This window comes from Stenotrophomonas acidaminiphila, assembly GCF_001431595.1.
Taxonomy (GTDB): Bacteria; Pseudomonadota; Gammaproteobacteria; order Xanthomonadales; family Xanthomonadaceae; genus Stenotrophomonas; species Stenotrophomonas acidaminiphila.
This window is the reverse complement of the sequence record NZ_LDJO01000008.1, coordinates 89,332-106,890: the sequence shown is the minus strand read 5'-3', so window position 1 is coordinate 106,890 and position 17,559 is coordinate 89,332. Positions and strand designations below refer to the sequence as shown.

15 protein-coding genes are annotated in these 17,559 nt (G+C 71.1%); 10 read left to right on the top strand and 5 right to left on the bottom strand.

Going from position 1 to position 17,559, the window contains the following annotated elements; all coding sequences use genetic code 11:
• The first annotated feature begins 55 nt into the window (after positions 1-55).
• Positions 56-2,824, top strand: a complete 2,769-nt coding sequence (gene polA, locus ABB33_RS02170) for a DNA polymerase I (protein ID WP_056930978.1) — start codon at positions 56-58, stop codon at positions 2,822-2,824.
• Positions 2,825-3,405: 581 nt separating this feature from the next.
• Positions 3,406-3,900, top strand: a complete 495-nt coding sequence (locus ABB33_RS02165) for a DUF421 domain-containing protein (RefSeq protein WP_056930977.1) — start codon at positions 3,406-3,408, stop codon at positions 3,898-3,900.
• A 33-nt stretch (positions 3,901-3,933) separates the two neighbouring features.
• Here the strand turns inward: ABB33_RS02165 and hemF are convergent, their stop codons facing one another.
• The 4 genes from hemF to ABB33_RS02145 all read right to left on the bottom strand — a co-directional run bounded on the left by hemF (position 3,934) and on the right by ABB33_RS02145 (position 8,411).
• Entirely contained in the window at positions 3,934-4,878 is a 945-nt protein-coding gene (hemF, locus tag ABB33_RS02160) for an oxygen-dependent coproporphyrinogen oxidase (RefSeq protein WP_056930976.1), read from the bottom strand.
• 22 nt (positions 4,879-4,900) lie between these two features.
• The gene (locus tag ABB33_RS02155) at positions 4,901-5,479 is read right to left on the bottom strand and encodes a hypothetical protein (protein WP_152984925.1); all 579 of its coding nucleotides are present in this window, start codon (positions 5,477-5,479) and stop codon (positions 4,901-4,903) included.
• A gap of 41 nt (positions 5,480-5,520) precedes the next feature.
• A complete protein-coding gene (locus ABB33_RS02150) occupies positions 5,521-5,937 on the bottom strand; it encodes an NUDIX hydrolase (protein ID WP_056930975.1) in 417 nt (138 codons plus the stop codon).
• Positions 5,938-6,047: 110 nt separating this feature from the next.
• The gene (locus tag ABB33_RS02145) at positions 6,048-8,411 is read right to left on the bottom strand and encodes a S9 family peptidase (RefSeq protein WP_082594942.1); all 2,364 of its coding nucleotides are present in this window, start codon (positions 8,409-8,411) and stop codon (positions 6,048-6,050) included.
• 231 nt (positions 8,412-8,642) lie between these two features.
• Between ABB33_RS02145 and ABB33_RS02140 the strand changes: the two genes are divergently transcribed.
• Positions 8,643-9,971: an AMP-binding protein gene (locus ABB33_RS02140; RefSeq protein WP_056930974.1), complete on the top strand. Its 1,329-nt coding sequence runs from the start codon at positions 8,643-8,645 to the stop codon at positions 9,969-9,971.
• Positions 9,972-10,644: 673 nt separating this feature from the next.
• On the opposite strand, the gene ABB33_RS02135 is transcribed toward ABB33_RS02140, so the two are convergent.
• Positions 10,645-11,655: a chorismate transformation FkbO/Hyg5 family protein gene (locus tag ABB33_RS02135; RefSeq protein ID WP_056930973.1), complete on the bottom strand. Its 1,011-nt coding sequence runs from the start codon at positions 11,653-11,655 to the stop codon at positions 10,645-10,647.
• A 200-nt stretch (positions 11,656-11,855) separates the two neighbouring features.
• Between ABB33_RS02135 and ABB33_RS02130 the strand changes: the two genes are divergently transcribed.
• Genes ABB33_RS02130 through ABB33_RS02100 form a run of 7 tightly spaced genes read left to right on the top strand, consistent with a single transcriptional unit; the run spans position 11,856 to position 17,553 of the window.
• Positions 11,856-12,125, top strand: coding sequence for a phosphopantetheine-binding protein (locus tag ABB33_RS02130; protein WP_054668824.1), 270 nt, complete (start codon positions 11,856-11,858; stop codon positions 12,123-12,125).
• Positions 12,126-12,130: 5 nt separating this feature from the next.
• Positions 12,131-12,853, top strand: a complete 723-nt coding sequence (locus tag ABB33_RS02125; RefSeq protein WP_056930972.1) for a hypothetical protein — start codon at positions 12,131-12,133, stop codon at positions 12,851-12,853.
• A gap of 50 nt (positions 12,854-12,903) precedes the next feature.
• Complete coding sequence (locus ABB33_RS02120; protein ID WP_056930971.1) at positions 12,904-13,200, top strand: ApeI family dehydratase; 297 nt, start codon at positions 12,904-12,906, stop codon at positions 13,198-13,200.
• The gene (locus ABB33_RS02115; RefSeq protein ID WP_056930970.1) at positions 13,197-14,177 is read left to right on the top strand and encodes a lysophospholipid acyltransferase family protein; all 981 of its coding nucleotides are present in this window, start codon (positions 13,197-13,199) and stop codon (positions 14,175-14,177) included. Before ABB33_RS02120 ends, ABB33_RS02115 begins: the two co-directional genes overlap by 4 nt.
• Positions 14,161-14,781 (top strand): LolA-related protein, encoded by a 621-nt coding sequence (locus ABB33_RS02110; RefSeq protein ID WP_054668323.1) that lies wholly within the window; start codon positions 14,161-14,163, stop codon positions 14,779-14,781. The genes ABB33_RS02115 and ABB33_RS02110 overlap by 17 nt, the downstream gene beginning before the upstream one ends.
• The gene (locus ABB33_RS02105; protein WP_056930969.1) at positions 14,778-17,117 is read left to right on the top strand and encodes an MMPL family transporter; all 2,340 of its coding nucleotides are present in this window, start codon (positions 14,778-14,780) and stop codon (positions 17,115-17,117) included. Before ABB33_RS02110 ends, ABB33_RS02105 begins: the two co-directional genes overlap by 4 nt.
• Positions 17,104-17,553, top strand: coding sequence for a hotdog family protein (locus tag ABB33_RS02100; protein WP_056930968.1), 450 nt, complete (start codon positions 17,104-17,106; stop codon positions 17,551-17,553). Before ABB33_RS02105 ends, ABB33_RS02100 begins: the two co-directional genes overlap by 14 nt.
• Positions 17,554-17,559 lie beyond the last annotated feature (6 nt).

Genomic DNA, 17,559 nt, shown 5'->3' with positions numbered 1-17,559 from the left:
CCTGCCTGCGGCCAGTGCGCGCGTCGTGCGCAGGCCGACCGCGTAGAATCGTCGCATGAGCAGATTAGTCCTGATCGACGGGTCCAGTTACCTGTACCGCGCGTTCCACGCGCTGCCGCCGTTGTCCAATGCCGCCGGCGAGCCCACCGGCGCGCTGTTCGGCGTGGTCAACATGCTGCGCGCCACGCTGAAGGAAAAGCCCGACTACGTGGCCTTCGTGGTCGACGCCCCGGGCAAGACCTTCCGCGACGACCTGTACGCCGAGTACAAGGCCAACCGCCCGCCGATGCCCGATGAACTGCGTGCCCAGGTGCAGCCGATGTGCGACATCGTGCACGCGCTGGGCATCGACATCCTGCGCGTGCCCGGCGTGGAGGCCGATGACGTGATCGGCACCCTGGCCCTGGCCGGCGCCGCCGACGGGCTGGAGGTGACCATCTCCACCGGCGACAAGGACTTCGCCCAGCTGGTGCGCCCGGGCGTGATCCTGGTCAACACCATGACCGGCAGCCGGACCGATTCCGATGCCGCGGTGATGGACAAGTTCGGCGTGCGCGCCGACCAGATCGTGGATTACCTGGCGTTGATGGGCGACGCCGTGGACAACGTGCCCGGCGTGGACAAATGCGGCCCCAAGACCGCGGCCAAGTGGCTGGCCGAGTACAACGACCTGGACGGCGTGATGGCCGCCGCGGCCGCCATGAAGGGCAAGATCGGCGATAACCTGCGCGCGGCGCTGCCGCGGCTGCCGCTCAACCGCGAGCTGGTCACCATCCGCACCGACGTGGCGCTGGAGCAGGGGCCGCGTGACCTGCGCCTGCGCGAGCAGCACGTGGACAGCCTGCGCGAACTGTACGGCCGCTACGGCTTCACCCAGGCGCTGCGTGAACTGGGTGGCATCGCGGCACCGGCCGCGGCCGACGAGGCCAAGGTCAGCCTGCGCGGCACCGCCGCCGGCTTCGCGCGTGGCGGGGACGGCCCGGCGCCGCCCGTGACCGACCCGGCGATGGCGGGCAAGGGCGAGTACGAGACCGTGCTCACCGATGAACGGCTGCGTGCCTGGGTCGAGCGCCTGCAGGCGGCGCCCGAATTCGCCTTCGACACCGAGACCGATGCGCTGGACGCGATGCGCGCGCGGCTGGTCGGCGTGAGCCTGGCGGTCGAGCCGGGTACCGGTGCCTATATCCCGGTCGGCCACGACTACCCGGGCGCGCCCGCGCAGTTGCCGTCGGCGCAGGTGCTGGACGCATTGCGGCCGCTGCTCGAGGACGCCGGCAGGCGCAAGCTCGGCCAGCACGGCAAGTACGACATCCACGTGTTGCGGCGCCACGGCGTGGAGGTGCGCGGCTACGCCGACGACACCATGCTGGAGAGCTTCGTGCTCAATTCCACCGCCACCCGCCACGACATGGATTCGCTGGCGCAGCGCTACCTGGGCTACACCACGACCAAGTTCGAGGACGTCGCCGGCAAGGGCGCCAAGCAGATCTCGTTCTCGCAGGTCGGCATCGACGAGGCCGGCCACTACGCCGCCGAGGACGCGGACATCACCCTGCGCCTGCATCGCGCGCTGGCGCCGCAGCTGGCCGCCGAACCGGCGCTGGAAAAGGTGTACCGCGAGATCGAGATGCCGCTGGTGCCGGTACTGGCGCGCATCGAGGCCAACGGCGTGTGCATCGACAGCGCCGAGCTGCGGCGGCAGAGCGCCGACCTGTCCGCGCGCATGCTCGCCGCGCAGCAGAAGGCCACCGCACTGGCCGGGCGCAGCTTCAACCTGGATTCGCCCAAGCAGCTGCAGGCGGTGCTGTTCGACGAGCTGGGCCTGCCGGCGCTGGTGAAGACGCCCAAGGGCCAGCCGAGCACCAACGAGGAGGCGCTGGAAGCCATCGCCGAGCAGCACGAGCTGCCGCGCGTGATCCTGGAATACCGCGGCCTGGCCAAGCTGCGCAGCACCTATACCGACAAGCTGCCGGAGATGGTCAATCCCGACACCGGCCGCGTGCATACCAGCTACCACCAGGCGGGCGCCGCCACCGGGCGGCTGTCCTCGTCCGATCCCAACCTGCAGAACATCCCGATCCGCACCGACGATGGCCGCCGCATCCGCAAGGCCTTCGTCGCGCCGCCGGGACGCAGGCTGATGGCCTGCGACTATTCGCAGATCGAACTGCGCATCATGGCGCACCTGTCCGAGGACCCCGGCCTGATCCGTGCCTTCGAGCAGGGCGTGGACGTGCACCGTGCCACTGCCGCCGAGGTGTTCGGCCGCAAGCTGGAGGACGTCAGCGCGAACGAGCGCCGCGCCGCCAAGGCCATCAACTTCGGCCTGATGTACGGCATGAGCGCGTTCGGCCTGGCCAAGAACCTGGGCATCGACCGCGGCCAGGCGCAGGACTACGTGGCGCTGTATTTCAGCCGCTACCCGGCGGTGCGCGACTTCATGGAGCGCATGCGCGTGCAGGCGCGCGAGCAGGGCTACGTGGAAACCCTGTTCGGCCGCCGCCTGTACCTGAACGACATCCATGCGCGCAACCAGGGCCTGCGCGCCGGGGCCGAGCGCGCCGCGATCAACGCGCCGATGCAGGGCACCGCCGCGGACATCATCAAGCGCGCGATGGTCAGCGTGGATGACTGGCTGGCCGGCCACCGCGCGCGTGCGCAGATGATCCTGCAGGTGCACGACGAACTGGTGTTCGAGGCCGACGTGGATTTCATCGACACGCTGCGCGCGGAAGTTGAATCGCGCATGGCCGGCGCGGCCCGGTTGCGGGTGCCGCTGGTGGTCGATACCGGCGTCGGCGACAATTGGGACGAAGCGCACTAGGCATCGCTTGCCTTGCTCCACCGGCGCCGCGTGGCGGCGCGGTGGAGGCCCTGCCTGCGCTGGCGTGCCCGGAATGCAGGCGCGCAGGGCGCAACGGATGCGGAGCTGCCGATGCCGGGCCCCGGATTTCACGATATCGAAACTATTTACGCGTCGAATGGCATCCAGTGCGTTTCGTGATGCATGCCATCCGGTTTGCGATCGGCAGCACGGATTTCAGGTGAATCCACCCATTGCTGGAACGTTGCATCGTGCATGCAATATGCAATGGCGGCGCACCGCGTTTTGCGGATGAATCACTCCTTAATCATCCGGAGATAAATAGCCATTCTTCACGAACCATCAATGTACGCGGTGGTCATATAGACCGTGACAGGTGCAACGCCTGTCGCGGATCTCTCCCATCCCCTGGAGCAGATCTCGGAGCGGGGATTCCTCCCCAAATCGCCGCTCCTCCCGCCCCGTCGACCCCCCCCCTGGTCGGCGGGGCTTTTTTTTTGTGCTCGCCCCGGCGCATCCATCGTGCGCGGGCGTGGCGGGCTGTGCATCATGGGGAACGTACAGGAAGGGGGTGCAGACCGATGTCGGACATGTTCGCACTGGCGATGCCGTGGTGGGAATTCATCCTGCGCGCGGTCGTGGTCTATGCCGTGGTGCTGGGAATGGTGCGGCTGAGCGGCAAGCGCGCGCTGGGGCAGATCACGCCGTTCGACGTGCTGCTGATCGTGCTGCTGGGCAATGCGGTACAGAACGCGCTGCTCGGGCAGGACACCTCGCTGGCCGGTGGCCTGCTGCTGGCCGCGACGCTGATCACGATCAACTATGCGGTGGGCTGGCTCGCCACCCGCAGCCGGCGCGTGGAGCGCCTGGTCGAGGGCGAGCCGGTACTGATCGCGCGCGACGGCCGCCTGCTGGACTCGGTACTGCGGCGCGAACTGATCACGTCTTCCGATTTCGACGCGGCCATGCGCCAGCAGGGATGCCGTGGCATCGAGGACGTCGAACTGGCGCTGCTGGAAACCAACGGCCACATCACCATCGTGCCGCGCCGCCAGGACGGGCAGGGGCCCGGCTGACGGCCGCCGGCTACGCGGCCGGCCGTGCCGCGGTCACAGCCACTCGCGTGGAACCAGGTACGCGGCCAGCCGCGCCTCGTCGCTGCCGGCCTCGGGCTGGTAGCCATACTCCCAGCGCACGCGCGGGGGCAGGCTCATCAGGATGCTCTCGCTGCGCCCGCCGCTCTGCAGGCCGAACAGCGTGCCGCGGTCGTAGACCAGGTTGAACTCGACGTAGCGGCCGCGCCGGTACAGCTGGAACTCGCGCTCGCGCTCGCCGTACGGGATGTCCCTGCGGCGCGCGACGATCGGCAGGTAGGCGTCGAGGAAGCCGTCGCCCACGGCGCGCATGTAGGCGAAATCAGCTTCGAAATCACCCTGCAGGTCGTCGAAGAACAGGCCGCCGACACCGCGGGTCTCGTTGCGGTGCTTGAGGAAGAAGTACTCGTCGCACCAGCGCTTGTGCGCGTCGTAGCGCCCGGCGCCGAACGGCGCGCACACGTCGTGCGCGACCTGGTGCCAGTGGCGCACGTCCTCGTCGAACGGATAGAACGGGGTCAGGTCGAAGCCGCCGCCGAACCAGGCCGCGACCGCCTTGCCGTCGCGTTCGGCCTGGAAGTAGCGCACGTTGGCGTGGGTGGTGGGCAGGTAGGGATTGAGCGGATGGAACACCAGCGATACGCCGCAGGCGCGCCACGAGGCGCCAGCCAGTTCCGGGCGGTGCGCCGAGGCCGACGGCGGCAGGCGGGTGCCGGAAACGTCGGAGAAGCCGATGCCGGCCTGTTCGAACACCGCGCCGTCGCGCAGCACGCGGGTGCGGCCGCCGCCGCCAAGCAAGGGGCTGGCAACGGAGCCGGGTGCGCCGGGATGCGTGCCGGGATCGGCGCGCTGCCAGCGGTCCTCGACGAAGCGGGCGCGGCCATCGGCGGATTCGATGGCCTGGCAGATACGGTCCTGCAGACCGGTGAGGTAGTCGCGTACGCGTTCGAAATCGTCCATGCGCGTACTGTAGCGCAGGCGCTCAGCGGAACAGTGCGCGGACCTCGTCGCGGCACAGCTTGACCACCAGCCAGGCGTGCAGGCCGGCGAACGCCAGCGCGGTGACGCCGGCACTGATCAGGGCGGTCCAGCGGCTGGCCTGCATCTGGGCCATCGCGTGGCGACCATCGGGCGAGTCATGGAAGCCGGGCGGCATGATCGCCTGCATCGCGGTGAACATGCCGTCCACCAGCGGCAGCATGGCGAAGTTGGCCAGGGCCACCCCGACCAGGAACACGATGAAGCCGATCCGCCCCCACTCGTAGCGTCGCAACATCGCCCACGACACCGCGAGCAGGGCCACGCACAGCAGCAGCATCAGCACGGTCAGCGACAGCGCATGCTGCGCGGTCCACTGCAGCGCCGCCGGCACCGGCAGCCCCTGCCGCTGCAGCCAGTCCAGCGGGTCGAGCCGGTCCAGGAGGACGACCAGCAGCAGCTGGAACAGGCTCCAGGCAATGGACAGCACGGCCATCGCCAGCGACAGGCGGGCGGTGACATCGATGAAGCCGGCGGCCGATGCGGACGCGGGACGGAGAGGCGGCGGGACGGGCTGGATCACGCGATGCGCTGGTGGTGGCGGTGGGCGCACTATCGCCGGCTTCAGCCCGGTTGCCCAGCCCCCGCCAGCCGCCATGCCGCCGGCAGTACGTGGCGTTCGCTCAGCGGCGCCAGCTTCACGCCGTGGGGTGGACGCAGGGGGATCCAGACCAGTTCGGCGATCTCCGCCTGCGCATGCGGCGTGCCGTCCACCTGCACCAGGAACGATTCGCCCTGCACGCGCCGCCCTGGTTCGTTGACCGCATCGTCCTCGAAGCGGCCCAGCGCCCGTACCGGGGCCTGGCGCAGCGTCACGCCCAGCTCTTCGTGCAGTTCGCGCGCCAGCGTGTGCAGCGCGTCTTCGTCGGGTTCGCGCTTGCCGCCAGGCTGGATGAAGGTGTCCGAGCCGTGCTTGCGGACCACCAGCACGCGGCCGGCGTCGTCGAGGATCACCGCTGTGACGATGCGGATGGGAGGCACGGCCGGTTCCTGTCGCGGGAGATGCCCGGGGAGCGACGCCGGCGGCAGGCCGCCGGCACTGCCGCTCCCGCGGGGCTGGAGCCAGGGCGGCCGAGGGCCGCCGCGGCCGCTTACTTCAGCGTTTCCTCGAACAGCTTGAGGATGCGCTTGTACTGGTCCAGCCAGGAATCGGCGCGGGTGTAACCGTGGCGTTCCAGCGGGTACGGCGCGATCGACCAGTTGTCCTTGTGCAGCTCGATCAGGCGCTGGGTCATGTTGACCGAATCCTGGAAGAACACGTTGTCATCCATCATGCCGTGGGCGATCAGCAGGTGGTCCTGCAGGCCTTCGGCATACTCGATCGGCGAGGACACGCGGTAGGCCTCCGGATCGATGTCCGGCGTGTTGAGGATGTTGCTGGTGTAGCCGTGGTTGTACTGGTGCCAGTCACCGACCGGGCGCAGCGCGGCGCCGGCCTTGAACGTGCCCGGTGCCCGGTACAGCGCCATGAAGGTCATGAAGCCGCCGTAGGAGCCGCCGTAGATGCCGGCGCGGTCGCGGTCGCCCTGCTGGGTGTCCACCAGCCACTCCAGCCCGTCCAGGTAGTCCTCGAGTTCCGGATGGCCCATGTTGCGGTAGATGGCGGTGCGCCAGTCGCGGCCGTAGCCCTCGCTGCCGCGGTAGTCCATGTCCAGCACGATGTAGCCCTTCTGCACCAGCAGGTTGTGGAACATCTGCTCGCGGAAGTAGGTGGGATAGCGCTGGTGCACGTTCTGCAGGTAACCGGCGCCGTGCACGAACATCACGATCGGGTACTTCCTGCCCGGCTCCTTCTGCGCCGGGCCGTAGTACTTGGCCCAGACCACGCCGGCGCCATGCCGCGACGGCACCGCCACCAGTTGCGGCTGGATCCACTGCCGCGCCTTGAACTCGGCGCTGCGGGTGTCGGTGAGCACGCGCGCGCTGCCGCCCGTGGCCGGCACCACCGCCAGCTGCGCCGGCAGGTAGGCGCCGGAGTAGCGCACCAGCAGCTGCTGGCCGTCGGGCGAGAGCGAGAAATCCTCCACGCCGTCGAGGTTGGTCAGCTCGCGCACCTGGCCGCTGGCGGCATCGACGCCGCAGACCTCGTAGTCGTGCGGCGCCTGTCGGTTGCACAGCACGTAGAAGCCCTTGCCATCGGCCGACGGCACCGGCGCGGAGGCCTCCCACTTGCCGCTGGTCAGCGCGCGCGGCCGCGCGGTCCCCGCCTGGGTGTACAGGTGCGAGAAGCCGGACTCTTCGGACAGCAGCCACAGCGTGCGGCCGTCGGCCATCCAGCCGAAGTCGTTGAAGCCCCAGTTGATCCAGCCCGGGTCGGTGAGGCGGTGGCGGTTGTGCAGGCCGCCGTCATCGCCGACGCTGACGATCCAGCGATCCTTGTTGTCGTTGGCGCGCAGCATCACCGCCGCCTGTGTGCCGTCGGCGCTCCAGCGGATGCCGCCGCCCATGAAGTCGCCCATCACCTGCACGCTGCGGTTGCCCTTTAGCGGTTCCTTGCCGGCGGCCTTGCGCAGCGCGGCCAGCGGATCGGTGCCGATGCCGGGCAGCGCGTCCAGCGGCAGCGGCCGGACCTGGCCGGTGCGGGTGTCGGCCAGCCACAGCGCATGCGGCGCGAAACCATTGCGGCCGACGCGGGTCCGGGTGTCCTCGGTTTCCTCGTAGCCGGATTCGGTGACGTACAGCGGCATCTTGCCGCCGCGGCCGTCCTCGAAGTTCTTCGGCTTGGTCACCACCACCAGGTGGGTGGCATCGGGCGACAGCGCGCTGTCCACGATCTCCACGTCCGCGCCCAGGTAAAGCGGGCCCGGCGCGCGGGTCGGATCGGCCTGGCGCCAACGCTCGCCCTGTTCGCGCAGTGCGTCGCGCTGCGCGCGGTCGCGGCGCAGGGTCTCCAGCGTGCGCATCTGCTGGTCGCGCAGCACGTCGGCCTTGGGTGCGTCGGCCGGGTTCTTCTCGGCCTTGAGCTGGGCGACCAGGGCGATGCCGCCGGTGCCGGGGGTCCAGTGGTACCAGCTGTTGCCGACGTTCCAGATCACCCCGCCATCGGTGGCGAAGTCCACGCCCGAGGCGCGCTCGTTGCCGCGCGTGAGCTGGGTCAGCGCACCGCTGCGCAGGTCACGCACGAACACGTCGCCGTTGCGCACGAAGGCCATGCGCTGGCGCTGGCGGTCGTAGACCCGGCCGGCCGCGTCCAGGGTGCCGCGCTGGTCGTCGGCGACCTGCTGCGCCGCGCCGCCGGCCACCGGCTGGCGGAAGGTGTCGCGCACCGGGCTGCCCTTGCGCTTGAGCGCGTACTCGACCTGCGTGCCGTTCCACGACCACCAGGCCGACTCCACCGGCGGCCCGATCCAGTCCGGGTCGGCCATCGCCTGTTCGATGGTGATCGGCGTGGGTGCGGCATGGGCACCGCCGGCGGCGGCCAACAACAGCAGGGACAGGGGCAGGAATCTGGACATCGCGGGCACCGGTGAAGAAAACCGGCAAAGCCTAGCAGCCCGGCCCGTTGCGGGGCTGGGCCACAGGTCATGGGCGGGCCGGCAAGCCGCGGCTGCGGCGGGCGCGGTGGCTGCCCGGTGCCGCCGTCGCGTTTGTCCGGCTTCCGCCAGCGGCTATGCTGGGCGCCGGCCGCATCCCTGTTCCGCGGCGGTTTTCCCCCAAGGTTGTCCCGCGTGCCCGCCGCCCATCCGATGTCCTCCTGCCTGCACCCCCTCGCCGTTGGCGCCCCCGCACGACCGCTGGCGGCGGGGGCCGGCGCGCGGATCGACCTGGCCACGTTCCTGGAGCATGTACGCGGGGTGGCGGCGCTGCTGCCGCCCGGGCGCCACGCGGTCAACCTGTGCGAGGACCGGTATCGCTTCCTGGTCGGTTTCTGCGCGATCGCCCTGCGCGGCCAGGTGAACCTGCTGCCGCCCTCGCGCGCGCCGGCGGTGGTGGCCGACGTGCAGCGGTGCCATGACCAGGCCTGGTGCCTGGGCGACAGCGCGCCCGATCCCCTGCCGGACGGCTGGTTCGCGTTGCCCGAGGTGCTGCCGCGGCTGCCGGGCGAAGCCCCGCTGCTGGATGCGGCGCAGCAGGTCGCCATCGGCTTCACTTCGGGCAGTACCGGCGCGCCTGCCGCCAACCCCAAGACCTGGGGCGCGTTCGTGACCAGCACCGCGCAGAACCTGCAGGCGCTGGGCGACCTGTGGGGCGGATGCACCCCGGCGGTGGTCGCCACGGTGCCGCCGCAGCACATGTACGGCATGGAGATGTCGGTGCTGCTGCCGCTGCTGGCGCCGGCGGTACTGCATGCCGGCCGCCCGTTCTTCCCGCAGGACGTGGCGCAGGCGCTGGCCGAAGTACCGGCGCCGCGGCTGCTGGTCACCACCCCGGTGCACCTCAAGGCGCTGGTCGAATCGGGCGTGGCGCTGCCGCCGCTGGCCGGCATCGTCACCGCCACCGCGCCGCTGCCGCAGGCGCTGGCCGCGGCGGCCGAAGCGTGCTTCGCCACGGAAGTGCGCGAAGTGTTCGGTTCCACCGAGACCTGCATCTTCGCCCGCCGCCGCACCGCCAGCGAACAGGCGTGGACGCTGCTGCCGGGCGTGCGCCTGGTAGCGGAGGAGGACGGCACCCAGGTCCATGCCCCGCATCTGCCCGGCCCGGTAGTGCTGGCCGATCTGGTCGAGCTGCTGCCGGAAGGGCGCTTCCTGCTGCGCGGCCGGCGTGCGGACCTGCTGGAGATCGCCGGCAAGCGCGCCTCGCTGGGTGACCTGACCCGCCGCCTGCAGGCGGTGTCCGGGGTGCGCGACGCGGTGGTGGTGCAGCTGGATCCGGAGCCGGGCCAGCCGGTCGGCCGCATCGCGGCGCTGGTGGTGGCACCGGAGCGTGAGGAGGCGGACATCCTGCGCGAACTGCGCGCGGGTATGGACCCGGTGTTCCTGCCGCGGCCGTTGCGCCGGGTGGCGTGCCTGCCGCGCAACGAGACGGGGAAATTGCCGAGGGATGCGGTGCTGGCGTTGCTGCGGGGCGGGGAATAGTTCTGCGGTTGCCGTTGCCGTTGCCGTTGCCGTGATTTTGTTTTTGCCCTGGCTTTTGACTACCGGGTCCCCTTCCGCAGTGACGGAGCCGGCGGGAATAACCCGAAGGGCGACGCGCATGGACGCGCGTCGTTTTTCGACGAGACAGGGATGTCTCGTCGAAAAATCCCACCGGCGGAGTGGACCCGCGGCACGCAGTGCCGTGGGCGCGTAGGCAGGGCGTGCTTTCTCTTGGCTACCTTTTCTTTGCACGAGCAAAGAGAAGTAACTCGCTCCAGCGAAGCAGGGGCGAACGCTCTGCTTTCAAGCTTCCGCTTAATGGTTGGCTCCGGCTCTGCCTATCGCTTTGGCACAGACCTCCAAGGGATGCACAGCAAGGGCAGGAGCAGGATCAAAGGCTTTCGCTCCCCTTCGGGGCGCGAGCTACTTTTCTTTGCTCGTGCAAAGAAAAGGTAGCCAAAAGAAACACGCCCCTGCCTACGCGCCCGCCGCGCTACGCGCGCCGGGTCCACTCCGCCGGCGGGATTTTTCTACGCGACATCCCTGTCGCGTAGAAAAACGACGCACATCCATGTGCGTCGCCCTTCGGGTTATTCCCGCCGGCTCCGTCGCTTCGGAAGGGGACCCGGCAGTCAAAAGCGGGGAGCAACGGCAACGGCTACCGCAACCGCGGTCAGGCGCCGTGGACCCCGTCGATCTCCACCCGCAGGTCGCGCCGGCACACTTCGGCGTGCAGCACGATGTACGCCACCTCCGGCGGCAGATGCCGCGCCAGCGCCTGCCGTATCGCCGGGATCTCGGCCGCATCGCGCACGTACACCTTCAGCCGGCTGCCCGCGCCGAAATGCGCCGGCAGAGACGGCAGGCGCGCGCGCGCGGTGCCGACCAGCGCATCGAGGTTGGCGAAGGTCTCCTCCAGCTGCCGCAGCGTGTCCTCGCCGTGCAGGGTGGCGTGGCCGACCACGCTGGCAGTGCCCGACAGCAGCAGCGGCAAGCTGCTGCCCGGTGCGGCCAGCATGCCGCGGGCGAAGCTGGGCGACTGCGGGCCGTACTGGCGCGGATAGCGCCAGGCGCTGACCTGGCGCGGGTTTTCCAGCGGCGTGCCCGGCACGCGTGCGGCCAGCCAGTAGACCTGCAGTACGCGCACGCCGTCGAGCCGGCCGATGGCGGTCGCCGCCGGCAGGGTGCCGGGATCGATGGTGCCGATGCCGCGCGCGCGGCCCACACAGAACTGGCGGTAACGCTCGTCGTCGCCATCGCCGTCGGTGATCGCGTCCAGGTAGTTCCAGATCCGCAGCAGGTGCGGATAGCCCTGCCCGGGCAGGGCCGACAGCAGCCGCGCATAGGCGTGCTCGCCGGCCTCGAGGATGCCGCCGTGGCGCGATTCGTCGATCTGCAGCGCGCCGAACATCAGCGCGCCGTCGCTGGCCCAGGCCAGGCCGTCGGCCTCGCGGCCGCTGTGTACCGTACCGGTGCTGCGCCAGACCTCCAGCCGCGGTGCGCCGTCCGGCTGCAGGCCGACCTGCAGGTAGCGCGGATCGTCGCTGGCGGGCGCGCCGTCGCCGGCCTGGAAACCGAATACCGCCAGCACCCGCGGATCGGCCAGCAGCACCGGCAGCTGCGCCGGGTCGGCGTAGTCCACCTCCAGCCCGGCGGCGGGCACGAAGCCGGAAACCGCGTTCATCGCGCGCTCCGGCGGCCAGGGCGACCGGCAGCGGGGGCGAACGTGGGAGCGGGAGCGGTGCAGGGGAGCAGGGACGTCATCGTGCGCGCGGATCGGTGCTGCAGAAACCGCCATGATACCGCGCGCGCCGTCGTGGCCATGGTTGCGCCGCGGGCGGCGATACCGGATCGTTGCGCATCAATCTCTTCATGGAAGTGGCAATGTCGCAACAAACCGAGGCCGAGCGCGAGCTGGCCGAACTGCTGGTCGAGAGCCTGAACCTGGAAGACGTGGATCCCGCGGCGATCGACCCGGAGGCGGCGCTGTTCAACGACGGGCTGGGCCTGGACTCGATCGATGCGCTGGAACTGGCCCTGGCCATCGGCAAGCGCTACGGCTTCCAGTTGCGTTCGGACAACGACGACAACCGCCGCATCTTCGCCTCGCTGCGCGCGCTGTCGGCGCACGTGCAGGCCCACCGCACCACCTGAACGCCATGAACGGTGCCGGCCACGCGCCCGGCCACGGGGCGGCCGCCCAACTGCTGCGGCTCCTGCTGCTGCTTGCCTATCCGGTCCTGTCGCACGTGGCCAGCCTGCGCAGCGAGGGCGGCTGGGCCGCGCTGGCGCTGTTCGGACTGGTGCTGCTGTGCCTGCTCGATGCGCTCGCACGCCGCCGGCCGCCGGCCTGGGCCGCGCTGCTGGCGTCGGCACTGCTGCTGGCCTGGCTGGGGCGTTCGCCGTGGGCCTGGATGCTGCTGCTGGCGCCGCCGGTGGTGTTCCCGCTGCTGGTGGCCTGGGGGTTCGCGCGCTCGCTGCGGTCCGGCCGGGTACCGCTGATCACCCGCATCGTGCAGGCGCTGCATGCACGCGCCGGGGTGCCGGTCGAGCCGCCGCTGGAACGCTATGCGCGGCGCCTGACCGCGGCCTGGGCGCTGCTGCTGGCGCTGCTGGCGGCGATCAACCTGGCGCTGGCGATGAGCGCGGTGCCCGATGGCCTGCTGGCCGCGTTCGGCCACCAGCCGCGCTGGCCGCTGAGCCACGCGCAATGGTCGTGGTGGGCGAACGTCGCCGATTGGGGCCTGATCGGCGGCTTCTTCGTCGCCGAATACGCGCTGCGCTGCCGCTTGTTCCCGCACCGGCCCTACCGCAGTGCCGGCCAGTTCGTGCGCCAGATGGGGCAGCTGGGCCCGGCGTTCTGGCGCGACCTGCTGCGCTGAACCGGCGGGGCCGCGGGTATCCTGTGGCCCCCGCCGCCACCCACCCTGCCATGCAGTTCAGCATCCGTCCCGACCATCCCTGCCTGCCCGGCCATTTCCCGGGGCGGCCGCTGGTGCCGGGCGTGGTGGTGCTGGAGCAGGTCATGCGCGCCGTCGAGGCCGCGGCCGGGGGACCGCTGGGCGCGCTGCGCCTGCCGCAGGTGAAGTTCATGGCGCCGCTGCTGCCCGGGCAGGAGGCACGGATCGAACTGGACGGCGGTGCGCCGCACTGGAAGTTCCGGGTGTGGCGTGGCCACGAACTGCTTGCACGCGGTGAACTGGTGGCCGGCGGCGGACCGGTGGCATGAGCGATGCCGACTGGAAGCGCCGCCCCGAGGGCGGTGGCCGCGCCGCTATCCGCCTGATCGCGGCCATCGCCCGCCACGGCGGGCGCGGCATCGCCCGGCTCTGCCTGTATCCGATCACCGGTTACTTCCTGCTGGTACGCGCCAGCGAGCGCCGCGCCTCGCGCGCCTACCTCGGCCGCGTGCTGGGCCGCCGCGCCCGGCTGCGTGACGTGGCGCGCCACATCCACACCTTCGCCGCCACCATCCTCGACCGGGTGTTCCTGCTCGGCGGGCGCATGGACCTGTTCGACATCCGCACCGAAGGCACCGGCGAGCTGCTTGCGCGGCTGGACGAAGGCCGCGGCGTGCTGCTGTTCGGCTCGCACCTGGGCAGCTTCGACGCGCTGCGCGCGCTGGGCCGGCAACGGCCGGACCTGAAACTGCGCGTGCTGCTGGACCGTGGCCACAATGCCGCCATCACCGAACTGCTGGCCGAGCTCGACCCCGGCCTGGCCGCGGGCATCATCGATGCCGGGCAGGGCGGGCCGGCGGTGGTGCTGGCGATCCAGCAGGCGCTGCAGGAAGGGGCGATGGTGGCGTTGCTGGTGGACCGTGCGCGGCCGGGCGAAACCGCGCTGGCAGCGCCGCTGCTCGGGACGCCGGCGCCGTTCCCGACCGCACCGTGGCTGATCGCCAGCGTGCTCAAGGCGCCGGTGATGCTGGCCTTTGGCCTGTACCGCGGCGGCAACCGCTACGATCTGCTGTTCGAGCCGTTCGCGACCGCGGTCGACGTACCGCGCGCGCAGCGGGCCGAGGCCCTGTCGGCGCTGGTTCACCGTTATGCCGGCAGGCTCGAACACCACCTGCGCGGCGCTCCCTGGAACTGGTTCAATTTCTATGATTTCTGGCATTCCCAAGCCTCACCTCCTGCGCCGCCTGACGGCAGCGGCGCTGCTGGCCGCCTGGGCCAGCGCGCCGGCGATGGCGGCCGACGTTGACGCGGGGTGGATCCTGCGCCGGTTGGCGCAGCCGGCGCCCAGCCAGACCGGCTTCGTCGAACTGCGCGGCTCGGCGCTGCTGAAGGAACCGTTGCGGGTCGAAGGCCGCTACCGCCGCCCGGACACGGCCACGCTGGTGCGCGAAGTGCGCGTGCCCTATGCCGAAACCACCACGATCGCCGATGGCAAGGTCAGCATCGCCCGCGCCGGCAAGCCGCCGCGGGTGTTCTCGCTGCAGCGCGTGCCGGAGCTGTCGGACCTGCAGGCCAGCTTCGGCGCGCTGCTGTCCGGCGACCTGGCCGCGCTCGAACAGGCCTACCGCCTGCAGGCGTCGGGCACCGCGCAGCGCTGGCAGCTGGTGCTCACGCCCAGGGCCCAGGCGCTGGCGGCGCGGGTGCGTGCGGTGACGCTGCGGGGGCGCGACGGCGAGCTGCGCTGCATCGAAACGCAGCCGGCGCGGGGCGAACTGCAGCGTACCCTGCTGGGTGCTGCGGCCACTGCCGCCGATGGCGTGCGCCAAGCCGATGCCCTGGCCGCGCTGTGCCATGACGGCGCGCAGGCCGGTTCCGTCGCCGCTCCGGGCCTGGACGGGAGCCGGCGTTGAAGCTCACCCCGCGCCTGCGCATCGGCCTGGCGATCACCTGGTTGCTGCTGCTGGGCCTGCTCACCGCCTGGCTGAGCGGGCGCATGCAGGTCAGCGGCGACCTGCGCAAGTTCATGCCCGATGCACGCACCCCGGCACAGAAGCTGCTGCTCGACGAACTGGGCGAAGGCCCGGGCGCGCGGCTGCTGCTGCTGGCGCTGTCCGGTGCCGCGCCGGAGCAACTGGCCGAGCAGTCGCGGCAACTGCACCAGGCGCTGGCGGACGACCCGCAGTTCGAGCTGGTCGCCAATGGCGGCCAGGCCGGGCTGGAGGCCTTTCCCGAGCGGCTGCTGCCCTATCGCTACCTGATCGACGCGCTGCCCGCCGATGCGTTCAGCGCCGATCGCCTGGGCGAGGAACTGCAGGCACGGCTGCAGGACCTGGGCTCGCCGGCCGGGGCGCTGGTCGAGCCGCTGCTGCCGTCCGATCCCACGTTGCAGGTGCTGCGCGTGGCCGAGGCGCTGCAGCCGGCCAACGCGCCGCAACGCATCGACGAGGTCTGGTTCGACCGCAGCGGCCGCCAGGCGCTGCTGCTGGTGCAGACGCGCGCGGCCGGTTTCGACCCCGGCGCGCAGCAGCAGGCGGTGGACACCATCACGGCCGCGTTCGCGGGCATCGCCGGCGACAGCGGCAGCCGCCTGGAGATGAGCGGGCCGGGCGCGTTCTCGGTGAAGATCGGCAACCGCACCGCGCGCGAGGCCGGCACCATCGGCACCATCGACACGCTCGGCATGATCCTGCTGCTGTGGATCGCCTACCGCAGCTGGAAGATGCCGATCCTGGGTTTCCTGCCGCTGGCCAGCGCCGGCCTGGCCGGGTTGTCGGCGGTGGCGCTGGCCTTCGACGGCGTGCACGGCATCACCATCGCCTTCGGGTTCACCCTGATCGGCGTGGTGCAGGATTATCCGATCCATTTCTTCAGCCACGAACGCCCGGGCCGTTCGCCGTGGGACAACGTGCGCGCGCTGTGGCCGACCCTGGGCACCGGGGTGGTCGCCACCTGCATCGCCTACCTCACCTTCCTGTTCTCCGGCGTCGATGGCCTGAAGCAGTTGTCGGTGTTCACCATCACCGCGCTGGCCACCGCGGCGCTGGCCACGCGTTACCTGCTGCCGGCGCTGGTCGACCCGGCCACCCGCGACTTCGCCGATTCGGCGCGGCTGGCGCGGTTGTGGCGCCATACCCGGCGGCTGCCGCGCCCACGCCGGTCGCTGGCGGTGCTGGCGGTTGCGGCGCTGGCGGTGCTGGTGTGGGCGCCGGGGCCGTTCTGGCAGAACGACCTGGGCAAGCTGACGCCGGTGGATCCGGCCGACCTGCAGCGCGATGCGCAGCTGCGCGGCGAACTCGGCGCGCCCGACGTGCGCTACGTGATCACCGTGCGGGGCGCCGATGCGCAGGCGGCGCTGGCTGCCAGCGAAGGCCTGCGGCCGGTGCTGGAGCAGCTGGTCGCCGACGGCGCGCTGGACCGCTACGACATGGCCGCGCGCTACCTGCCCAGCGCCGCGCTGCAGCGCCAGCGGCAACAGCGGTTGCCGGACGAAGCCACGCTGCGCGGCGCGCTGGCCGCGGCGGTGGCCGCAACCCCGTTCCGCGATGACGCCTTCGAGCCGTTCATCGCCGACGTGCAGCGTGCCCGCGGCGCACCGGTGCTGCAGCCGCAGGACCTGCACGGCACGCCACTGGCCACCGCGGTCGATGGCCTGCTGCTGCAGGGCCATGGCCACGCCACCGCGCTGGTGTCGCTGAGCGGACTGCACGACGTGGCCGCGGTGGCCACCAGCGCGCGCCTGCATGGCGCCGAACTGCTGGACCTGAAGCATGCCTCCGAGTCGCTGGTGGCCGAGTATCGCGGCCGCGTGCTGATGGCGCTGGCGGTGGCGGTGCTGCTGTTGTCAGCCACGGTGTGGGCGGCGCTGCGCTCGCCGCGGCGCGCGCTGCGGGTGCTGCTGCCGATGCTGCTGACCACGCTGGTGGTGCTGGCGCTGCTGCGCGCCAGCGGCGTCGAACTGAACCTGTTCCACCTGATCGGGTTGATCCTCGCCGCCGGCCTGGGCCTGGACTACGGCCTGTTCTTCGAGCACGCCGGCGACAGCCTCGACGACCAGCTGCGTACCCTGCACGGGCTGCTGGTGTGCAGCGCGATGACGCTGCTGGTGTTCAGCCTGCTCGGGCTGTCCTCGATACCGGTGCTGCGTGCGATCGGTACCACCGTGGCGCTGGGCGTGGTGTGCAACTTCGTGCTGGCGCTGCTGATATCGCGCCATCCCTGGCAGGAGGCCGCCGATGCTGGCGCGTGAGGACATCCTGCAGCTGGTGCCGCACCAGGGCGACATGTGCCTGTGGGACGAAGTGCTGGCGTGGACCGCCACGGACATCGTCCTGCGCGCGCGCAACCACCGCGACCCGGCGCATCCGCTGCGCAGCGACGGCCGGCTGCGCGCGATCCACCTGTGCGAGTACGGCGCCCAGGCGATGGCGGTGCATGGCGGCCTGCGTGCGCGCCAGCGTGGCGGCGCGGTGGTGCCCGGGGTGCTGGTGGCGCTGCGCGACGTGCAGCTGCACGTGGCACGCATCGACGATCTCGACGGCGCCATCGAGGCGACCGCACAGGTGCTGGCCGAGGCCGAAAACAGCCAGCAGTATGGCTTCCGCATCACCCATGGCAGCCGCGTGCTGGCCGCAGGCCGGGCCGCGGTGATGCTGCAGCCGCGGCCGCTTCCCGGACAGGACTGACCCAGC